Consider the following 16,380-nt stretch of genomic DNA (forward strand, 5'->3'; position numbering starts at 1 on the left):
GAGGAGATCGCGTTGGTGACCGACATCAGCGGCGTGTGCAGCGCCGGCGTCACCGACCAGACCACGTAGTAGCCGACGAAGACTGCCAGCACGAAGATGGCGAGGCGGAAGACGAAGGGGTCGATAGCGCCGCCCGTGGCCGCGTGGGCCGCGGCACCGAGCGCCGTGGCGACCTGGTCGGCCGAGGCCTGGGCCGCCTGGGCGGCCTCCTGCGCAAGCCGTGCGGCGGCCTGCGCCTTTTCGAGCAACTGCTGGGGTGTCTCGTTGGCCATTCAAGCCTCCCGTCAGGCCGCCGTTTCGGCGGTCTTGGGCTGGAAATTGGGGTGGACCACCGCGCCGTCGCGGGTCAGGTTCGTGGCCTTGACGAGTTCGTCGTCCCACTTCACCGCCAGCGCCTTCGCCGCCTTGTCGACCATCGTCTCGAGGAAGGAGAACAGGTTCTTGGCGTAGAGCGCCGAGGACGTCGCCGCGAGCCGTCCGGGAACGTTCAGGTGGCCGACGATCTTGACGCCGTTCGGCGTGGTCACGACCTCGCCGGGCTTGGCCAACGCCACGTTGCCGCCCCGCTCCACGGCGAGGTCCACGATGACCGAGCCGGGCTTCATGGACATGACCATGTCTTCGGAGATGAGCTTGGGAGCCGGCCGCCCGGGGATCAGCGCCGTGGTCACGACGATGTCCTGCTTGGCGATGTGGGACGCCACGAGCGCGGCCTGCTTGGCCTGGTACTCCTTGGACATCTCCTTGGCGTAGCCGCCGGACGTCTCGGCCTGCTTGAACTCCTCGTCCTCCACCGCGATGAACTTCGCGCCCAGCGACTCGACCTGCTCCTTGGCGGCGGGCCGGACGTCCGTGGCGGTCACCACGCCGCCGAGGCGGCGGGCGGTGGCGATGGCCTGGAGGCCGGCGACACCGGCACCCATGACGAAGATCTTGGCGGCGGGGACCGTGCCGGCGGCGGTCATCATCATCGGCAGGCCGCGGCCGTACTCGGCCGCGGCGTCGATGACGGCGCGGTAGCCGGCGAGGTTGGCCTGGGAGGACAGGACGTCCATGACCTGGGCGCGGGTGATGCGGGGCATCAGCTCCATCGCGAAGGACGCGACACCGGCATCGGCCATCGCCTTCAGCGCAGCGTCATTGCCATAGGGGTCCATGATCGCGAGGACGAGGGCGCCTTTCTTCATGCCCTTGAGCTCGTCGGCATTGGGCCGGCGCACCTTCAGGACCACGTCCGCGCCGTCGAGGGCGGCCGCGGCGGTGGCCGCGACCGTGGCGCCGGCCGCCTCGTAGTCGGCATCGACGATGCCCGAGGCGAGGCCCGCCCCGGACTGAACGGACACCGACGCTCCAAGCGCGGCCAGCTTCTTGACCGTTTCGGGCGTGGCGGCGACGCGCGTCTCCAGCGCGTCGGACTCGGTAATCACGGCGATGCGCATCAGGAGCACTCCGCAGGAGGCGCCGCCTCGAAAGGCGCACGCCGGGCGTCGACGGGTACGGTAGGCGGCAAGGTCCTGCCCGTCAGAGCAGGAAGATGGCCATCAGGACGACGATGCCCGCGACGGTTATGGTGCCCCACTTCGTAAAGGCAATGAAGCCGCGGTAGGTGCGCTCATGCTCGGCATAGTCCATCGCCGGGTGGCCGCCATGCACCGTGTTGTGATCCGCCATCTTATCCTCGGGCTCGTGTCCGCTTGAAGACGTATTCCTTGCAGAAGAGGGCTTTAGCGCAAGCGCCGAACCCGTGCAACGGAGTCGCCGCCTTGGGGAACCGTCCGGCGCGCCGGGTCATCCCTGCCCGGCCCTGAGCGCCCCGGCGGCCCCGAAGGCGCCGAGGACGAGGGAGAACAGGGTCAGTCCACACAGCACGAGGAACGGCGTCAGGAACGGGATGGTCCCGCCGGTGGCGGCGTTGGACGCGGAGACGCCGAAGATCAGCACCGGCACCATGAGGGGCAGCACCAGGATCGACAGCACGAGCCCGCCGCGGCGCAGGCTCGCGGTCAGCGCGGCCCCGACGGTGCCGATGAAGGTCAGCGCGGGCGTGCCGACGAGGAGCGTCGCCGTGACGGAGGCGAGCGCCTCGGTCGGCAGGGCGAGCAGCAGGCCGAACAGCGGAGCGGCCAGCGCCAGCGGCAGCCCCGTCGTCAACCAGTGGGCGAAGGCCTTCACCACGACCACGAGCTCGAGCGGTGCCTCGCCCATCATGATGAGGTCGAGGGACCCGTCCTCGGCGTCCGCCTGGAAGAGCCTGTCGAGCCCCAGCAGGGTCGCCAGCGCCGCCGCGATCCACAGGATGGCCGGGCCGATGCGCGACAGCAGGTTGAGGTCGGGACCGATCGCGAAGGGCACGATGGTCACCAGCATCAGGAAGAAGACGAGACCCATGGCCCCGCCGCCGCCGATGCGGACGGCGAGCTTGAGCTCCCGCGACAGCAGCGCGCCCAGTGCACTCATGGCGTGCCTCCGATGGCCAGCCGCGTGGCCGTCCGGAAGCCCAGCGGCACGTGCGTCGCCGCGATGGCGAGTCCGCCCGCGGCCAGGTGCTCGTCGACGAGGGCGTCGAACAGGCGCTGGGACGCCGCGTCGAGGGCCGCCGTGGGCTCGTCGAGGAGCCAGACCGGACGCGAGGAGACGAGCAGGCGGGCGAGCGCCAGCCGCCGGCGCTGGCCCGCCGAGAGATAGGCGCAGGGCAGGTCGCCGGCATGGCCGAGACCCAGCCGCTCGAGCGCCTCCTGGGGCGCGCGGGCCGCGTGGCCGAGCATGGCCTGCCAGAACCCGAGGCTCTCCAGCGGCGTCAGGGACGGCTTGAGCGCGTCGCGATGCCCGATGTAATGGGCGAGTTCCGGCAGGGTCTTCTCGGCCGGGGCGTCCTCCACGGCCAGCCGGCCCGCGGCCGGCACGATCTGGCCCGCCAGCATCATCAGGAGGCTCGACTTGCCTGCGCCGTTGCGACCGGTCAGGACCAGTCCCTCGCCGCCCGCGACGGTAAAGGAAAGGTTTCTGAAGACCGGTCGACCGGACCGTTCGCAGGCGAGATCGGCGGCGACGACGCGCATCGAAGAGAAAAACCGCATGGGACGACTTTCGTCCGTGTAGCGGCTTCGCTTGAAATTATCTATAAGCGCGACGGCTGCGCCGAGCGCTTCATCCAGCGCGGGGACTCGGGCACTCCCGGGGCGGCGCGCGTGTCAACGCCTTTGGCCGCATTCACCGCGAACCCCGAGAGGATCCCGTCGTGACGACTTCACTCGACAGCTTCAAGTCCCGCAAGAAGCTCAAGGTCGGCGCAAAGACCTACATCTACTACTCGCTCAAGGACGCCGAGAAGAACGGCCTGGAAGGCATTTCCCGCCTCCCGTTCTCCCAGAAGGTCCTGCTGGAGAACCTGCTGCGCTTCGAGGACGGCCGCTCCGTCACGAAGGAAGACATCGAGGCCGTCGCCGCCTTCCTGATCAACAAGGGCAAGGCCGAGCGCGAGATCGCCTTCCGGCCGGCCCGCGTCCTGATGCAGGACTTCACCGGCGTTCCCGCGGTGGTCGACCTCGCCGCGATGCGAGACGCCATGAAGAACCTCGGCGGCGATCCCGAGAAGATCAACCCGCTGGTGCCCGTCGACCTCGTCATCGACCATTCGGTGATCGTCGACGAGTTCGGCACCTCCAAGGCGCTGAAGCAGAACGTCGCGCTCGAATACGCCCGCAACGGTGAGCGCTACAACTTCCTGCGCTGGGGCCAGAAGGCGTTCGAGAACTTCCGCGTCGTGCCGCCCGGCACCGGCATCTGCCACCAGGTGAACCTGGAATATCTCGCCCAGACCATCTGGACGAAGAAGGAGAAGGTGAAGGTCGCCGGCAAGACCGTCACCCAGGAGGTCGCCTACCCCGACACGCTGGTGGGCACCGACAGCCACACCACCATGGTCAACGGCATGGCGGTGCTGGGCTGGGGCGTGGGCGGCATCGAGGCCGAGGCGGCCATGCTGGGCCAGCCGATCTCCATGCTCATCCCCGAGGTCATCGGCTTCAAGCTGACCGGCCGCATCCGCGAAGGCGTGACGGCGACCGACGTCGTGCTCACCGTGACGCAGATGCTGCGCAAGAAGGGCGTGGTGGGCAAGTTCGTCGAGTTCTACGGCAGCGGCCTCGCGGCCCTGACGCTCGCCGACCGTGCCACGATCGCCAACATGGCGCCCGAATACGGTGCCACCTGCGGCTTCTTCCCGGTCGACACCGAAACGCTCGACTTCCTCGGCACCTCCGGCCGCGCCCCGGCGCGCGTCGCGCTCGTCGAGAAGTATGCCAAGGCGCAGGGCATGTTCCGCTCGCGCGCCACGCCGGACCCGGTGTTCACCGACACCCTCGAGCTCGACCTCACGACGGTGCAGCCCTCGATCGCCGGCCCGAAGCGGCCGCAGGACCGGGTGCTGCTCGCCGAGGCCAAGCCGGGCTTCGCGGCCGCCATGGCGGACTTCAAGAAGACCGCCGCCGACCTCGCCAAGCGCTACAAGGTCGAGGGCAAGAACTTCGACCTCGGCAACGGTGACGTGGTGATCGCCGCGATCACGTCGTGCACCAACACGTCGAATCCGGGCGTGATGGTGGCTGCGGGCCTGCTCGCCCGCAACGCCGTGGCCAAGGGCCTCACGACGAAGCCGTGGGTGAAGACCTCGCTGGCGCCCGGATCGCAGGTCGTGGCCGAATATCTCGACAAGTCCGGCCTGCAGAAGTCGCTCGACAAGCTCGGCTTCAACCTCGTCGGCTTCGGCTGCACCACCTGCATCGGCAACTCCGGCCCGCTCGCGGCCGAGGTGTCGAAGTCGATCAACGACAACGACCTCGTCGCCGCGGCTGTGCTCTCGGGTAACCGTAACTTCGAAGGCCGCGTCAATCCGGACGTCCGGGCCAACTACCTCGCCTCGCCCCCACTGGTGGTCGCCTATGCGCTCGCCGGCTCGCTGCAGGTCGACCTCGCGACCGAGCCGCTCGGCAAGGACAAGAAGGGCAACCCGGTCTACCTGAAGGACATCTGGCCGACCTCCAAGGAGGTCGAGGAGACGATCCGCAAGACCATCACCAAGGCGCTCTTCAAGGCCAAGTACGCGGACGTCTTCAAGGGCGACGCCAACTGGCGCAAGATCAGCGTCGAGGGCGGGCTCACCTACCGCTGGAACATGAGCTCGACCTACGTGCAGAACCCGCCCTACTTCGAGGGCATGACGCTGCAGCCCAAGCCCGTCGAGGACATCGTCAACGCGCGCATCCTCGGCCTCTTCCTCGACTCGATCACGACCGACCACATCTCCCCGGCCGGTTCGATCAAGGTGTCGTCTCCGGCCGGCACCTACCTGACGGAACGCCAGGTGGCTCCCGCCGACTTCAACCAGTACGGCACGCGCCGCGGCAACCACGAGATCATGATGCGTGGCACCTTCGCCAACATCCGCATCAAGAACCAGATGGTGCCCGGCGTCGAAGGCGGCGTGACGATCCACTATCCGTCGAAGAAGCAGATGCCGATCTACGACGCGGCCATGTCGTACCAGGCCGAGAAGGTGCCGCTGGTGGTCTTCGCCGGCAAGGAATACGGCACCGGCTCGTCCCGCGACTGGGCGGCGAAGGGCACCCTGCTGCTCGGCGTCCGTGCGGTGGTGGCCCAGTCGTTCGAGCGCATCCATCGCTCGAACCTGGTCGGCATGGGCGTCGTTCCGCTGGTCTTCGAGGAGGGCACTTCCTGGCAGACGCTCGGGCTGAAGGGCGACGAGACGGTGAGCATCGCCGGCCTCTCCAGTGACCTGAAGCCCCGTCAGAAGCTCGAGGCGATCATCACCGACGCCAAGGGCAAGAAGACGAAGGTGCCGCTGATCTGCCGCATCGATACGCTCGACGAGCTCGAGTACTTCAAGAACGGCGGCATCCTGCCCTACGTGATCCGCAGCCTGGTCGCGTAATATTCCATCACATTTGTGTGAAAAGGGCCGCCGGGCACCGTCCGGCGGCCCTTTTTGATACGGCCTCAACCCAACGTGAGTTTCGATACGGGGGCGACGCGCCTAGGGTCCGCCCCGTCCGGCATCGGCGGTCGTCCTCCGCCCGGGGCGCTTCCCCGTCCCGTCACGAGCCAGTTCGGAAAACGCATCGATTATGGTTCCAGTCCGTCGCGTCCTGTCAGTTCTCGCCGTCCTTGTCTCGGTTTCCCCGGCTCTGGCCGAAGGACCGACGGCGGTGGTGGAGATGTTCACCAGCCAGGGCTGCTCGTCCTGCCCGCCGGCCGACCTGATGGTGGGCGAACTCGCCAAGGACCCCTCGGTCCTCGCCCTGTCGTTCCCCGTCGACTACTGGGACTATCTGGGCTGGAAGGACACTTTCGCGGACAAGGCCTTCACCGCCCGTCAGCGCGGCTACAGCGAGGCGCGCGGCGACCGGCACGTGTACACGCCGCAGGCCGTCGTCGACGGCATGCTCCACGCGGTCGGCTCCAACCGCGATTCCATCATTGCCCAGCGCTTCGACGGGCGGGCCAAGGGCGCGCTGGCAGTGCCGGTGTCGGCGACGGTCGACGGCAGCACGATCCGCATCGCGGTCGGGGCCGCGGCCCAGCCTCGCCTCAAGCCCGCCACCGTCCTGCTCCTTCCCGTCATGCGGCGCAGCGACGTCGCGATCGCGCGCGGCGAGAACAAGGGCCGCACCGTCACCTACACGAACGTCGTCCGCGAACTCATTCCGCTCGGCGTCTGGGACGGCACGCAGAAGTCGTTCGAAGCCCCTGCCTCGCTCGCCCGCATGCGCAATGCCGACGCCTTCGCCGTCATCGTTCAGGAAGGCACCACGGACAGGCCCGGCATCGTGCTGGGCGCGGCCAAGGGTCCTGGCCTCTGACGGCCCGGAACCGATCGGGAACAAAGCGCGGGTGACACCGCCCGGCGCCGCCGCTATCCCTCGCGCATGAGCGCGCCATCCGTGATTCGCATTCTCGGCGTCGACCCCGGCCTTCGGAACACGGGGTGGGGCGTGATCGACTGCGTCGGGACGAGGCTGTCCTACGTGGCCTGCGGGACGGTCCATTCGGACGGGGACCTGCATCTGGCCGATCGCCTGCGACAGTTGCACGAGGGCCTGTCCTCCGTGCTCCACGCGCACATGCCGGACGAGGTCGCCATCGAGGAGACCTTCGTGAACAAGGACGCCCGCGCCACCCTGAAGCTGGGACAGGCCCGCGGAATCGCCATGCTGGTGCCCGCCCAGGCAGGCCTGCCGGTGGCGGAATACGCCCCCAACCTCGTGAAGAAGACCATCGTCGGCGCCGGCCACGCCGAGAAGGACCAGATCCACATGATGGTCCGCGTGCTGTTGCCCAAGGCCGATCCCGGGACGTCCGACGCGGCCGACGCCCTGGCCATCGCGCTCACGCACGCCCAGCACCGCGGCGCCCGGGCGCTCGAACGCGCCGTCCTCGCGCGCGCGCGCTAACGACACGGCGCTGCGTTCCGCCACGGCCCGGCATGCACTAGATTGCGCGTCAGACTCCAACCCGGCGACCCGGCATGTATCAGCCTCCTCACTTCCGCGAGACCGACCGCGAGCGCCAGCACGGCCTGATGCGCACCCATCCCCTGGGTCTGCTCGTGACGGCCCGGAACGGCGAGATCCTCGCGAATTCCATTCCGTTCGTGCTCGACGAGACGGGTGCGGAGGGCCGCGGCATTCTGCGAGGTCATCTCGCAAGGCCCAACCCGCAGTGGCGGGCCTGCGTCGAGGGCTGCGATGCCCTGGTCGTGTTCCAGGGGCCCGAGCACTACGTGTCGCCCAGTTGGTACGCGACCAAGCAGGAGACGCACCGCGTCGTTCCGACCTGGAACTACGCCGTGGTCCAGGCTCGCGGCCGCGCCCTGGCCATCGAGGATCCGGCCTGGCTGCACGCGCAGATCCGCGCCCTCACGACCATGATGGAGGGCGGGCGTCCCGAGCCCTGGGCCGTCGACGACGCCCCGTCGGAGTTCCTTGAAGGCCAGGTGCGCGGGATTGTGGGTCTCGAGATCCCCATCGACTCCGTCGAGGGGAAGTGGAAGGCCAGCCAGAACCGCAACGAGGCCGACCGGGCCGGCGTGGTGGAGGGCCTGGGCACGCTCGGAACGGAAGCGGCGGCCGCGATGGCGGCGATGGTGGCGCGGGGGCGCACGGACGGATGATCGGCAAGCTCAAGGGCGTCATCGACAGCTACGGCGAGGACCATGTCATCCTCGACGTCCACGGCGTCGGCTACGTCGTCCAGTGCTCGGCCCGGACGCTGACGGCGCTGCCGCCGGCCGGCGAGGCCGCCGTCCTGTCGATCGAGACACAGGTCCGCGAGGACGCGATCCGCCTTTTCGGCTTCCGCACCGACAACGAGCGGGAGTGGTTCCGGCTCTTGCAGACCGTGCAGGGCGTCGGTTCGAAGGTGGCGCTCGGCATCCTCTCCTCGCTCGAGCCCGGCGCCATCGCCACCGCCATCGGCACGCAGGACAAGGCCATGATCGCCCGTGCCCCGGGTGTCGGGCCCAAGCTCGCGGCGCGCATCGTGGCCGAACTCAAGGACAAGGCACCCGCCTTCGGCACCATCGACCCCGCGCTGGTGAAGCTCAGTGGCGCCGTCGAGGACAAGACCGCCCCCAAGCCCGTGGCGGACGCCGTCTCGGCGCTGATCAACCTCGGCTATCCGCAGGCGCAGGCGTCGGCCGCGGTGGCCGCGGCGCTGAAGGTGGCCGGCGACGGCGCGGAAGCGCCGCAGCTCATCCGGCTGGGATTGCGGGAGATGGCGCGGTGAGCGGATCAGCCCTCAGCGTCGATCACGTCGCGGTAGATTTCCCGAAGGGGCACCGACACGCCGATGGCGGGGAGATCGAGCGCGGCCGCCAGTCCTTCAACACGTCTGCTGCGCCATTCGCCGTCAATGCGGTCGATCACGTCGATGTGGCTGCGATCCCGGTCGACGATGACGTAGTGCTGAAGCGTCTGCAGCCGCCGGTAAAGCCGGTCTTTTTCGAGGCGGTCGCGGACTTCGCTTCCCGGTCCAGCGACTTCTACCAGAACGACGGGGTCATGTGCGGAAACCGCGCTGCGTTCGAGACGTGGCCCGCAACGGACCATGACGTCTGGGAAGACGGCCAAATCGAGAAAGCGCTCCTTGAGCCAGAAAGTCTCGGTGAAGACCTGACACGATGCCTCGCGGGCCCGGAGTTGCTGCCGGAACTCCATCGCCAGATTGCCGACGATGACGTTGTGCTCCCAGCGGGCGCCGACCATCATTCGGATGACACGGCCACCGATGAGCTCCCACTTCTCGTGGGCGGGCTTGTCGGCCAGCGCCTCCTCGAAGTCGTCGAAGTCCATGTATTCGAAGCCGTCGCGGCGCATGGCCTTGTTCATCCGTTCACTCCGGCAATGTCATCAAAGAATGCAGGGATGCTAACACGGACAGCCCTCGCCTGCGACGGGCCCGGCAGCACCACCACCAGGACAGCCGCATGAGCACCCCGCCGCCCCGCCGGCTCGTCTCCGCCGAGAAGCGCGAGGACGACCTGGAATCCTCGATCCGCCCGCTGGTGCTCGACGACTTCGTCGGGCAGGCGGCGGCACGCAAGAACCTCAAGGTGTTCATCGAGGCGGCCAAGACGCGGCGCGAAGCGCTGGATCACGTGCTGTTCGTGGGACCGCCCGGCCTCGGCAAGACGACGCTGGCGCAGATCGTGGCGCGCGAGCTCGGCGTCAACTTCCGCTCCACGTCCGGCCCGGTGATCGCGAAGGCGGGCGACCTCGCTGCGCAGCTCACGAACCTCGAGGAGCGCGACGTCCTCTTCATCGACGAGATCCACCGGCTCAACCCGGCGGTCGAGGAAATCCTCTACCCTGCGATGGAGGACTACCAGCTCGACCTGATCATCGGCGAAGGGCCAGCCGCCCGCTCGGTGAAGATCGACCTCGCCAAGTTCACGCTCGTGGGCGCGACCACGCGCGCCGGCCTGCTGACGACCCCCCTGCGCGACCGCTTCGGCATCCCGATCCGCCTGAACTTCTACACCGTCGACGAACTCGAACTGATCGTCAGCCGCGGCGCCCGGGTGCTCGGCTTCAACATGGCATCCGACGGCGCCAACGAGATCGCCAAGCGCGCCCGCGGCACGCCGCGCATCGCCGGCCGCCTGTTGCGGCGTGTGCGGGACTTCGCCGTCGTGGACGGCGTGGACGTCGTCACGCGCGAGGTGGCGGATCGCGCCCTGCGCTTCCTCGACGTCGATCCGATCGGGCTCGACCTCATGGACCGGCGCTACCTCGAGCTCGTCGCCGTCAATTTCGGCGGCGGACCCGTCGGCATCGAGACGATCGCCGCAGCCCTGTCCGAACCGCGCGACGCCATCGAGGACATCATCGAGCCCTATCTGCTGCAGCAGGGTTTCCTGCAGCGCACGCCGCGCGGACGGCTGCTCACGCCCCAGGCTTTCCGGCACATGGGCCTCGCCGTCCCGGCCCAGGCCGGAGCACCGCAATACGGGCTGTTTCCGGACGAGGATCCCTGACCGGAAGGTTCCCCGTACGGGTTTGTGCCCCGTGCATGGCTGCCGGCACTGGCCAAGGACCGCCTGAAGGCCTACATGTTGTCTTGCGGGGCTGCGGGGTGCGTGAGGACAATGAATCCCCGGGGCCTTATCGATCCTAACGGGAGCTGTCCCCGCCCTCGTCCGTGGACTTGGGCACACGGCGCCCACCTACGTTGTAGGTTTCCCGGGATCGATCGTCCCACGGCCACTGTGGCTCCGCACTCTTCCTCCTCCCGATGACGATCCCCATGGGCAAGGCCGCGCTCCGGACGACGGCGCTGGCCAGGCGCGACGCGTTCGATGCCGCGTTCAGGGACGAGGCTGCCAAGGCCGTCGCGTCCAGGATCGCCGCGCTCGCCGGCGCGATGCCTCCCGGACCCGTGTCGGCCTTCTGGCCCATCCGCAGCGAGATCGATCCCCGCCCGGCGCTGAGCCTCCTGGCATCGGCAGGCCGGACGGCGGCCCTCCCGCGCGTCACGCCCCGGGGTCTTCAGTTCTGCGCCTGGTCGGCGGGGGACCCCTTGGTCAAGGCCGGGTTCGGGCTGAGCGAGCCCGGACCGGAGGCTCCGATCGTGCGCCCCGCGACGATGCTTGTGCCGCTGGCGGCGTTCGACCGACGCGGCCACCGGATAGGCTATGGCGCCGGCTACTACGACCGCGCCATCGCCGCCTGCCAGGCCGACGGCGCCCCGCTCCTGACCATCGGGCTTGCGTTTTCGTGCCAGGAGGTCGAGGCCGTTCCGGACGAGGCGCACGACAAGCCGCTGGACTTTCTCGTCACCGAGCGCGAAACGATCCGGTTCCGGGCGCCCTGACGGGGCTCGCCCGGCTGCAACGGGATTCAGGTCTGATGCGTCTTCTCTTTCTCGGCGACATCGTGGGGCGCCCCGGCCGCCAGGTCGTCATGTCCCGGCTGCCGATGCTGCGGGACGCCTGGAAGCTCGACTGCGTGGTGATCAACGGCGAGAACGCCGCCGGCGGCTTCGGCATCACCGAAGCAATCTGCGACGAGGTGCTCGGCGCCGGCGCCGACGTGATCACGCTCGGCAACCACTCGTTCGACCAGCGCGAGGCGCTCGTCTTCATCGAGCGCCAGCCGCGGCTGGTGAGGCCCGCCAACTATCCCCCCGGCACCCCCGGTCGCGGGGCCACGGTCATCGACACGCCCTCGGGCGCCCGCGTGCTCGTGGTCAACGTGATGGGCCGGCTGTTCATCGATCCGCTGGACGATCCGTTCGCCGCGGTGGAGCGGATCGTGTCCGAGTGCCCGCTCGGGAGCGCCTGCGACGCGATCCTCGTCGACATGCACGCCGAAGCCACGAGCGAGAAGCAGGCGATGGGTGCCTTCCTCGATGGCCGGGTGAGCGTCGTCGTGGGGACGCACACCCACGTCCCGACCGCCGACGGCCAGATCCTGCCCGGCGGCACTGCCTATCTCACCGACGCCGGAATGTGCGGCGACTACGACTCGATCCTCGGCATGGCGAAGGACGAACCGGTGCGCCGGTTCATCCAGAAGACGCCCGGCGGCAGGCTCGAGGTGGCGACGGGCGAAGGCACGCTGTGCGGCCTCGCCGTCGAGATCGATGACCGGACGGGCCTCGCCGTGGCCGTCGCCCATGTGCGGCTTGGGCCGCGCCTGGCCGAATCGGCCCCCGCCTTCTGGTCATGAGCGCCTCGGCGGCAGCGCTTCCTTTATTTCCCGCGCGCCGCGACGTATAAGGCGCGCCGTTGCTTTCCCGGGCTGCCGGCCGCCGCGCCGCGTGGTCCCGCCGACGATCCGAGGACGTTCCATGGCCGGTCATTCCCAGTTCAAGAACATCATGCACCGCAAGGGCCGCCAGGACGCCCAGCGGTCCAAGCTCTTCTCGAAGCTGGCACGCGAAATCACCGTCTCCGCGAAGATGGGATTGCCGGACCCGAACATGAACCCGCGCCTGCGCGCCGCCGTGCTGGCCGCCCGCGCCGAGAACATGCCCAAGGACAACATCGAGCGCGCCATCAAGAAGGCGCTCGGCGGTGACACCGAGAACTACGAGGAGATCCGCTACGAGGGCTACGCCCCCGGCGGCGTCGCCGTGATCATCGAGGCGCTCACCGACAACCGCAATCGCACCGCGAGCGAAGTCCGGTCCTACTTCACCAAGGCGGGCGGCAGCCTGGCCGAAACCGGCGCCGTGTCGTTCATGTTCGACCGGGTCGGCGTCATCGCCTTCGACGCCAAGGTCGGCAGCGAGGACGCGGTGATGGAAGCGGCCATCGAGGCGGGAGCCGACGACGTGTCCTCGTCCGAGGACGGGCACGAGATCGTCACGGCGATGGAGGCCCTGCGCGACGTGCAGAAGGTGCTCGAGGCCAAGTTCGGCGAGCCGCGCAAGTCGTCGCTGGTGTGGAAGCCGCAGAACACCGTCGCCGTGGACGACGAGGCCGGTGAAAAGATCATCCGGCTCATGGATTCGCTGGACGACAACGACGACGTCCAGAACGTCTACACGAACGCCGAGTTCTCCGACGCTCTCATGACGAAGATGGGATGAGGATGCCCATCAGGGGCATTCCTTCCTGACGCGATCCAGGGCCTGCGCGCCGCCGGCCAGCGAATAGCGGTCCGTCGACTCGTTGCCCTTCTTCGACGTGGCCTTGACCACGAGGCTCTGGCCCCGGCGCAGCGCCTCGACGAACGCCGCGTCCTCGGCGGCGTTCTTGACCCAGGCCGCGGTGCCCTTGGTCAGCAGCGCGAACGTCGTCGGGCCGATCACCGCGCTGCCTTCCGAGCCGTCCTTGGCCTGGAAGCCCAGGACCACGCTCACCTCGTTGCGCACGCCTTCCGCAGGCCGGCTGGAAATGAACAGGTATCCGGGATCGCGCTTCAGCGTCTTGGGCAGGCGCTCGGCCGGCTGCAGCAGCGCGTAGCAGACCTTGCTCTTGGTCGTCTCCGACATGTAGACGCCCCAGCTCCCGAACTTGGCCACCTCCATGGGCTGGCCTCCGCCGGCGGCGGCGGCAGCCGCAGCGGGCTTGGCCGGCGTGGAAGGCTTGGCTGCGGCGGCGGGTTTCGCCGGCGTGCCCGGCTTGGCGGGCGTCGCGGGCTTGGCCGGGGTTGCCGGCTTGGCCGTCGTCGTGGCGGGCTTGGCCGGGGTCGCGGGCTTGGGCTTTTCCTGCGCCGACGACGGCGCGGCCAAGCCGGCGCTAAGGCCGGCAGCGAGACAAACGACCCAGAGAGCCTGATGAGACATGCGAATCATGGGGTGCATTCTAGCGTTCCGCGGGCCCTGCGCCATGTCGGCAGTTTAACCGACGGCAGCCGGCTTGGGCGCGGCGCCGTCGTCACGGGTGACCTCGATCGAGCGAGTCGGTTTCCCGACCGCGCGAGACGTGGCAAAGTGGCGGTCGTGGGTCAACCGATTTTGGTTCCCGCGGACCGGATCGACGCCTCCCACCGTGAGGCGGTCGCGCTCCGTCATCGATTGGGGACCGTTCTTGAGTTCACACGCGGAACTGGTGACGTGGGTCACCGCTGTCGCACAGCAGCGCGACCGCGAGGCTTTCGTTCGCCTGTTCGACCACTTCGCTCCGCGGCTCGTGTCGTATCTCCAGCGCCTCGGCGTCGAGGCGACGTTCGCGGAGGAACTGACCCAGGAGGTCATGGTCACGCTCTGGCGCAAGGCCGACCAGTTCGACGCGTCGAAATCCTCGGTCGCGACGTGGCTCTACCGGATCGCGCGCAACCGACGCATCGACGCGCTGCGGCGCGACCGGCTCGATTTCGTCGATCCGCTGGAGCCCGGCCAGGACGTGCCGGACGAGAGCGACACCGAGCGCAGCCTGGACATGGTCCAGCGCGAGGATTTCCTGCGCACCGCCATGGAAACGCTTCCACCCGAGCAGCTCTCCCTGGTGAAGATGGCCTTCTACGAGGGGCTGTCCCACAGCGAGATCGCCGAGCGCGCCAACATTCCGCTCGGGACCGTCAAGTCCCGCATCCGCCTCGCCTTCACGCGCCTGCGACGGCAGCTGGAATCGGCCGGGGTCGTGGAGGCCGGCTGATGATGCGCGCGGTCCTGTGCAAGAGCTACGGGCCTCCCGAGAGCCTGGTCGTCGAGGACATGCCGGATCCGGTCGCCGGTCCCGGTGAGGTCGTCGTCGACAGCGCCGTGATCGGGATGAATTTCTTCGACAGCCTGATCATCCAGAACAAGTACCAGGTGAAGCCCGACCTGCCGTTCTCCCCCGGGGCGGAACTGGCGGGACGGGTGATCCGGGTGGGTCCGGGCGTCGAACCGTCGTGGATGGGGCGACGCGTCGCCGCCTGGGTCGGCTACGGCGCCTGCCGGTCGCAGGTCGTGGTGCGCACCGACCAGCTCGTGCCCATTCCGGACGGGCTGGCCGACGAGGCCGCGGCCGGCCTCATGGTCACCTATGGCACCACCCTCCACGCGCTCAAGGATCGTGCGCGCCTGCAGGCCGGCGAGACGCTGGCCGTTCTCGGCGCGTCTGGAGGCGTCGGCCTCGCCGCGGTCGAGATCGGCGCCCTGATGGGGGCGCGCGTGATCGCCTGCGCCTCCTCGCAGGACAAGCTGGCCGTCGCGCGTGACCACGGCGCGGCCGAACTCGTCGACTACGGATCGGGCGAGTTGCGCGAGGCGCTGAAGGCCGCAACGGGCGGCCGGGGCGTCGACGTCGTCTATGATCCCGTGGGCGGCGCGCTGGCCGAACCGGCCCTGCGCTCGATCGCCTGGAAGGGTCGCTATCTCGTCATCGGCTTCGCGGCGGGGGAGATCCCTAAGATCCCACTGAACCTCGTCCTTCTGAAGGGCTGCGACGTGCAAGGCGTCTTCTGGGGCGCCTTCACCGAACGCGAACCGGCGGCCAATGCCGCGAACATCGCGACGCTGATGCAGTGGGCCCAGGAGGGCCGCATCCGCGCGCACGCCTCGGCCGTCTTTCCGCTGGAGGAGACAGCTGCGGCCATACGCCTCATCGCCGAGCGCAAGGCCGCCGGAAAAGTCCTCGTCAGGCCCTGACCCGGACGCTTCGGCGCACCGGTCTCACACGTCGGCGTCGAGGGTCTCGCGGGCCCGTTCCCGGTGCTCGGGCTTCATGGCGCGGGCCACGGTGGACAGGGCCGTTGCGATCACGGCGGCGTCGTCCGTGAAGCCGATGATCGGCAGCACGTCGGGGATGATGTCGACGGGCAGCACGAAATAGCCGATCGCCCCCAGCAGGATGAGCTTCACGCGGCGCTCGGTGGTCGGGTCGGTCGCGCAGTAGAACGCGGCCAGCACGTCCTCGGCAAAGGGGAGCTTGCGCCCGACCTTGCGCAGCAGCGTCCAGAAGTCGCCCTTCAGCCGCTCCTCGTCACGCGCGGCGCGGCGCATCGCCTCGATCTCGGCGGCCGAGAAGACGTTGTTGAAGGGATCGTCCGAAGTCGAGCGCATCGCTTTCTCCAGCCCGGGGCTGCAACGCGGGAGGAGATGGCCCCTCCCGACCCTCGCTGCAAGGGATCACACGGCAAGTTTGTCCATGGCCTGCGCGAGCGCCACGTCGCGAAGCGTCAGGCCCTTGGCGTCGTGCGTGGTGAGCGTCACGTTCACGGTGCGGTAGACGTTCGACCACTCGGGATGATGGTCCATCTTCTCGGCCACGAGGGCGACCCGGGTCATGAAGCCGAACGCCGCCACGAAGTCCGCGAAGACGAAGCGCTTGTGGATGGCGTCACGCCCTTCCACCAGCGTCCAGCCCTCCAGTGCGGCCAGGGCTTCGGTCCGTTGCGTGCCTTCAAGCCTGTCACTCATGCCGCATCCTCG

The 16,380-nt window shown here is 68.8% G+C and carries 20 protein-coding genes and 1 other RNA gene; 12 read left to right on the forward strand and 9 right to left on the reverse strand.

Going from position 1 to position 16,380, the window contains the following annotated elements; genetic code table 11:
• From Q0Q47_RS00005 to ccmA, 5 genes are all read right to left on the reverse strand, one after another.
• Nucleotides 1-272, reverse strand: a 272-nt coding sequence (locus Q0Q47_RS00005; protein WP_293853050.1) for a proton-translocating transhydrogenase family protein, incomplete at its 3' end; no start/stop codon positions are given.
• A gap of 12 nt (nucleotides 273-284) precedes the next feature.
• On the reverse strand, nucleotides 285-1,439 hold the full coding sequence (locus Q0Q47_RS00010) for a Re/Si-specific NAD(P)(+) transhydrogenase subunit alpha (protein WP_293853052.1): 1,155 nt from the start codon (nucleotides 1,437-1,439) through the stop codon (nucleotides 285-287).
• An 82-nt stretch (nucleotides 1,440-1,521) separates the two neighbouring features.
• Nucleotides 1,522-1,671 (reverse strand): aa3-type cytochrome c oxidase subunit IV, encoded by a 150-nt coding sequence (locus Q0Q47_RS00015; protein ID WP_293853054.1) that lies wholly within the window; start codon nucleotides 1,669-1,671, stop codon nucleotides 1,522-1,524.
• Between the two features lie 117 nt (nucleotides 1,672-1,788).
• Entirely contained in the window at nucleotides 1,789-2,457 is a 669-nt protein-coding gene (gene ccmB, locus Q0Q47_RS00020) for a heme exporter protein CcmB (RefSeq protein ID WP_293853056.1), read from the reverse strand.
• Nucleotides 2,454-3,059 (reverse strand): heme ABC exporter ATP-binding protein CcmA, encoded by a 606-nt coding sequence (ccmA, locus tag Q0Q47_RS00025; RefSeq protein WP_293853499.1) that lies wholly within the window; start codon nucleotides 3,057-3,059, stop codon nucleotides 2,454-2,456. Before ccmA ends, ccmB begins: the two co-directional genes overlap by 4 nt.
• Before the next feature lie 179 nt (nucleotides 3,060-3,238).
• On the opposite strand from ccmA, the gene acnA reads away from it, so the two are divergent.
• The 5 genes from acnA (at nucleotide 3,239) to ruvA (ending at nucleotide 8,802) form a co-directional block, all read left to right on the forward strand.
• Nucleotides 3,239-5,950 (forward strand): aconitate hydratase AcnA, encoded by a 2,712-nt coding sequence (gene acnA, locus Q0Q47_RS00030; RefSeq protein ID WP_293853058.1) that lies wholly within the window; start codon nucleotides 3,239-3,241, stop codon nucleotides 5,948-5,950.
• Nucleotides 5,951-6,233: 283 nt separating this feature from the next.
• On the forward strand, nucleotides 6,234-6,878 hold the full coding sequence (locus Q0Q47_RS00035) for a thioredoxin family protein (protein ID WP_293853060.1): 645 nt from the start codon (nucleotides 6,234-6,236) through the stop codon (nucleotides 6,876-6,878).
• A gap of 66 nt (nucleotides 6,879-6,944) precedes the next feature.
• Nucleotides 6,945-7,469, forward strand: a complete 525-nt coding sequence (gene ruvC / locus Q0Q47_RS00040) for a crossover junction endodeoxyribonuclease RuvC (RefSeq protein ID WP_293853062.1) — start codon at nucleotides 6,945-6,947, stop codon at nucleotides 7,467-7,469.
• 74 nt (nucleotides 7,470-7,543) lie between these two features.
• Nucleotides 7,544-8,188: an FMN-binding negative transcriptional regulator gene (locus Q0Q47_RS00045; RefSeq protein WP_293853064.1), complete on the forward strand. Its 645-nt coding sequence runs from the start codon at nucleotides 7,544-7,546 to the stop codon at nucleotides 8,186-8,188.
• Nucleotides 8,185-8,802 (forward strand): Holliday junction branch migration protein RuvA, encoded by a 618-nt coding sequence (gene ruvA / locus Q0Q47_RS00050; protein ID WP_293853065.1) that lies wholly within the window; start codon nucleotides 8,185-8,187, stop codon nucleotides 8,800-8,802. The genes Q0Q47_RS00045 and ruvA overlap by 4 nt, the downstream gene beginning before the upstream one ends.
• A gap of 5 nt (nucleotides 8,803-8,807) precedes the next feature.
• On the opposite strand, the gene Q0Q47_RS00055 is transcribed toward ruvA, so the two are convergent.
• On the reverse strand, nucleotides 8,808-9,404 hold the full coding sequence (locus Q0Q47_RS00055) for a Uma2 family endonuclease (RefSeq protein ID WP_293853067.1): 597 nt from the start codon (nucleotides 9,402-9,404) through the stop codon (nucleotides 8,808-8,810).
• A 98-nt stretch (nucleotides 9,405-9,502) separates the two neighbouring features.
• Here Q0Q47_RS00055 and ruvB point away from each other — a divergent pair, with 98 nt between their 5' ends.
• The 5 genes from ruvB to Q0Q47_RS00080 all read left to right on the forward strand — a co-directional run bounded on the left by ruvB (nucleotide 9,503) and on the right by Q0Q47_RS00080 (nucleotide 13,110).
• On the forward strand, nucleotides 9,503-10,552 hold the full coding sequence (gene ruvB, locus Q0Q47_RS00060; protein WP_293853068.1) for a Holliday junction branch migration DNA helicase RuvB: 1,050 nt from the start codon (nucleotides 9,503-9,505) through the stop codon (nucleotides 10,550-10,552).
• A gap of 85 nt (nucleotides 10,553-10,637) precedes the next feature.
• A non-coding RNA gene (ssrS, locus tag Q0Q47_RS00065) (6S RNA) lies at nucleotides 10,638-10,794 on the forward strand.
• A 27-nt stretch (nucleotides 10,795-10,821) separates the two neighbouring features.
• Nucleotides 10,822-11,388 (forward strand): 5-formyltetrahydrofolate cyclo-ligase, encoded by a 567-nt coding sequence (locus Q0Q47_RS00070; RefSeq protein WP_293853070.1) that lies wholly within the window; start codon nucleotides 10,822-10,824, stop codon nucleotides 11,386-11,388.
• A 35-nt stretch (nucleotides 11,389-11,423) separates the two neighbouring features.
• Nucleotides 11,424-12,245, forward strand: coding sequence for a TIGR00282 family metallophosphoesterase (locus Q0Q47_RS00075; RefSeq protein WP_293853072.1), 822 nt, complete (start codon nucleotides 11,424-11,426; stop codon nucleotides 12,243-12,245).
• A gap of 121 nt (nucleotides 12,246-12,366) precedes the next feature.
• Nucleotides 12,367-13,110, forward strand: coding sequence for a YebC/PmpR family DNA-binding transcriptional regulator (locus Q0Q47_RS00080; protein ID WP_293853074.1), 744 nt, complete (start codon nucleotides 12,367-12,369; stop codon nucleotides 13,108-13,110).
• Nucleotides 13,111-13,119: 9 nt separating this feature from the next.
• On the opposite strand, the gene Q0Q47_RS00085 is transcribed toward Q0Q47_RS00080, so the two are convergent.
• Nucleotides 13,120-13,755 carry a hypothetical protein gene (locus Q0Q47_RS00085; protein ID WP_293853076.1) on the reverse strand — a complete coding sequence of 212 codons (636 nt, stop codon included), beginning with the start codon at nucleotides 13,753-13,755 and terminating at the stop codon, nucleotides 13,120-13,122.
• Nucleotides 13,756-14,053: 298 nt separating this feature from the next.
• Between Q0Q47_RS00085 and Q0Q47_RS00090 the strand changes: the two genes are divergently transcribed.
• Both Q0Q47_RS00090 and Q0Q47_RS00095 read left to right on the forward strand, forming a co-directional pair.
• Nucleotides 14,054-14,620 (forward strand): sigma-70 family RNA polymerase sigma factor, encoded by a 567-nt coding sequence (locus tag Q0Q47_RS00090; RefSeq protein ID WP_293853077.1) that lies wholly within the window; start codon nucleotides 14,054-14,056, stop codon nucleotides 14,618-14,620.
• Between the two features lie 2 nt (nucleotides 14,621-14,622).
• Nucleotides 14,623-15,597, forward strand: a complete 975-nt coding sequence (locus Q0Q47_RS00095) for an NADPH:quinone oxidoreductase family protein (protein WP_293853501.1) — start codon at nucleotides 14,623-14,625, stop codon at nucleotides 15,595-15,597.
• 24 nt (nucleotides 15,598-15,621) lie between these two features.
• Here the strand turns inward: Q0Q47_RS00095 and Q0Q47_RS00100 are convergent, their stop codons facing one another.
• Together Q0Q47_RS00100 and Q0Q47_RS00105 are read right to left on the reverse strand one after the other, a co-directional pair.
• A complete protein-coding gene (locus Q0Q47_RS00100; protein ID WP_293853503.1) occupies nucleotides 15,622-15,951 on the reverse strand; it encodes a YkvA family protein in 330 nt (109 codons plus the stop codon).
• Between the two features lie 126 nt (nucleotides 15,952-16,077).
• Nucleotides 16,078-16,368: a 4a-hydroxytetrahydrobiopterin dehydratase gene (locus Q0Q47_RS00105; RefSeq protein ID WP_293853079.1), complete on the reverse strand. Its 291-nt coding sequence runs from the start codon at nucleotides 16,366-16,368 to the stop codon at nucleotides 16,078-16,080.
• Nucleotides 16,369-16,380: the final 12 nt, after the last annotated feature.

Origin of the sequence: uncultured Alsobacter sp. (genome assembly GCF_945952055.1) — a bacterium.
GTDB lineage: Bacteria > Pseudomonadota > Alphaproteobacteria > Rhizobiales > Beijerinckiaceae > Alsobacter.

Excerpts from the sequence above, each read along its gene's own strand:
- Q0Q47_RS00100 (WP_293853503.1), bottom strand. The coding sequence starts at position 15,951 with ATGCGCCGCGCCGCGCGTGACGAGGAGCGGCTGAAGGGCGACTTCTGG.
- ruvB (WP_293853068.1), top strand. The coding sequence starts at position 9,503 with ATGAGCACCCCGCCGCCCCGCCGGCTCGTCTCCGCCGAGAAGCGCGAG.
- Q0Q47_RS00095 (WP_293853501.1), top strand. The coding sequence starts at position 14,623 with ATGCGCGCGGTCCTGTGCAAGAGCTACGGGCCTCCCGAGAGCCTGGTC.
- Q0Q47_RS00070 (WP_293853070.1), top strand. The coding sequence starts at position 10,822 with ATGGGCAAGGCCGCGCTCCGGACGACGGCGCTGGCCAGGCGCGACGCG.
- Q0Q47_RS00080 (WP_293853074.1), top strand. The coding sequence starts at position 12,367 with ATGGCCGGTCATTCCCAGTTCAAGAACATCATGCACCGCAAGGGCCGC.
- ruvC (WP_293853062.1), top strand. The coding sequence starts at position 6,945 with ATGAGCGCGCCATCCGTGATTCGCATTCTCGGCGTCGACCCCGGCCTT.
- Q0Q47_RS00010 (WP_293853052.1), bottom strand. The coding sequence starts at position 1,439 with ATGCGCATCGCCGTGATTACCGAGTCCGACGCGCTGGAGACGCGCGTC.
- ccmB (WP_293853056.1), bottom strand. The coding sequence starts at position 2,457 with ATGAGTGCACTGGGCGCGCTGCTGTCGCGGGAGCTCAAGCTCGCCGTC.
- ccmA (WP_293853499.1), bottom strand. The coding sequence starts at position 3,059 with ATGCGCGTCGTCGCCGCCGATCTCGCCTGCGAACGGTCCGGTCGACCG.
- Q0Q47_RS00105 (WP_293853079.1), bottom strand. The coding sequence starts at position 16,368 with ATGAGTGACAGGCTTGAAGGCACGCAACGGACCGAAGCCCTGGCCGCA.
- Q0Q47_RS00035 (WP_293853060.1), top strand. The coding sequence starts at position 6,234 with ATGTTCACCAGCCAGGGCTGCTCGTCCTGCCCGCCGGCCGACCTGATG.
- Q0Q47_RS00015 (WP_293853054.1), bottom strand. The coding sequence starts at position 1,671 with ATGGCGGATCACAACACGGTGCATGGCGGCCACCCGGCGATGGACTAT.
- Q0Q47_RS00045 (WP_293853064.1), top strand. The coding sequence starts at position 7,544 with ATGTATCAGCCTCCTCACTTCCGCGAGACCGACCGCGAGCGCCAGCAC.
- Q0Q47_RS00055 (WP_293853067.1), bottom strand. The coding sequence starts at position 9,404 with ATGAACAAGGCCATGCGCCGCGACGGCTTCGAATACATGGACTTCGAC.
- ruvA (WP_293853065.1), top strand. The coding sequence starts at position 8,185 with ATGATCGGCAAGCTCAAGGGCGTCATCGACAGCTACGGCGAGGACCAT.
- Q0Q47_RS00075 (WP_293853072.1), top strand. The coding sequence starts at position 11,424 with ATGCGTCTTCTCTTTCTCGGCGACATCGTGGGGCGCCCCGGCCGCCAG.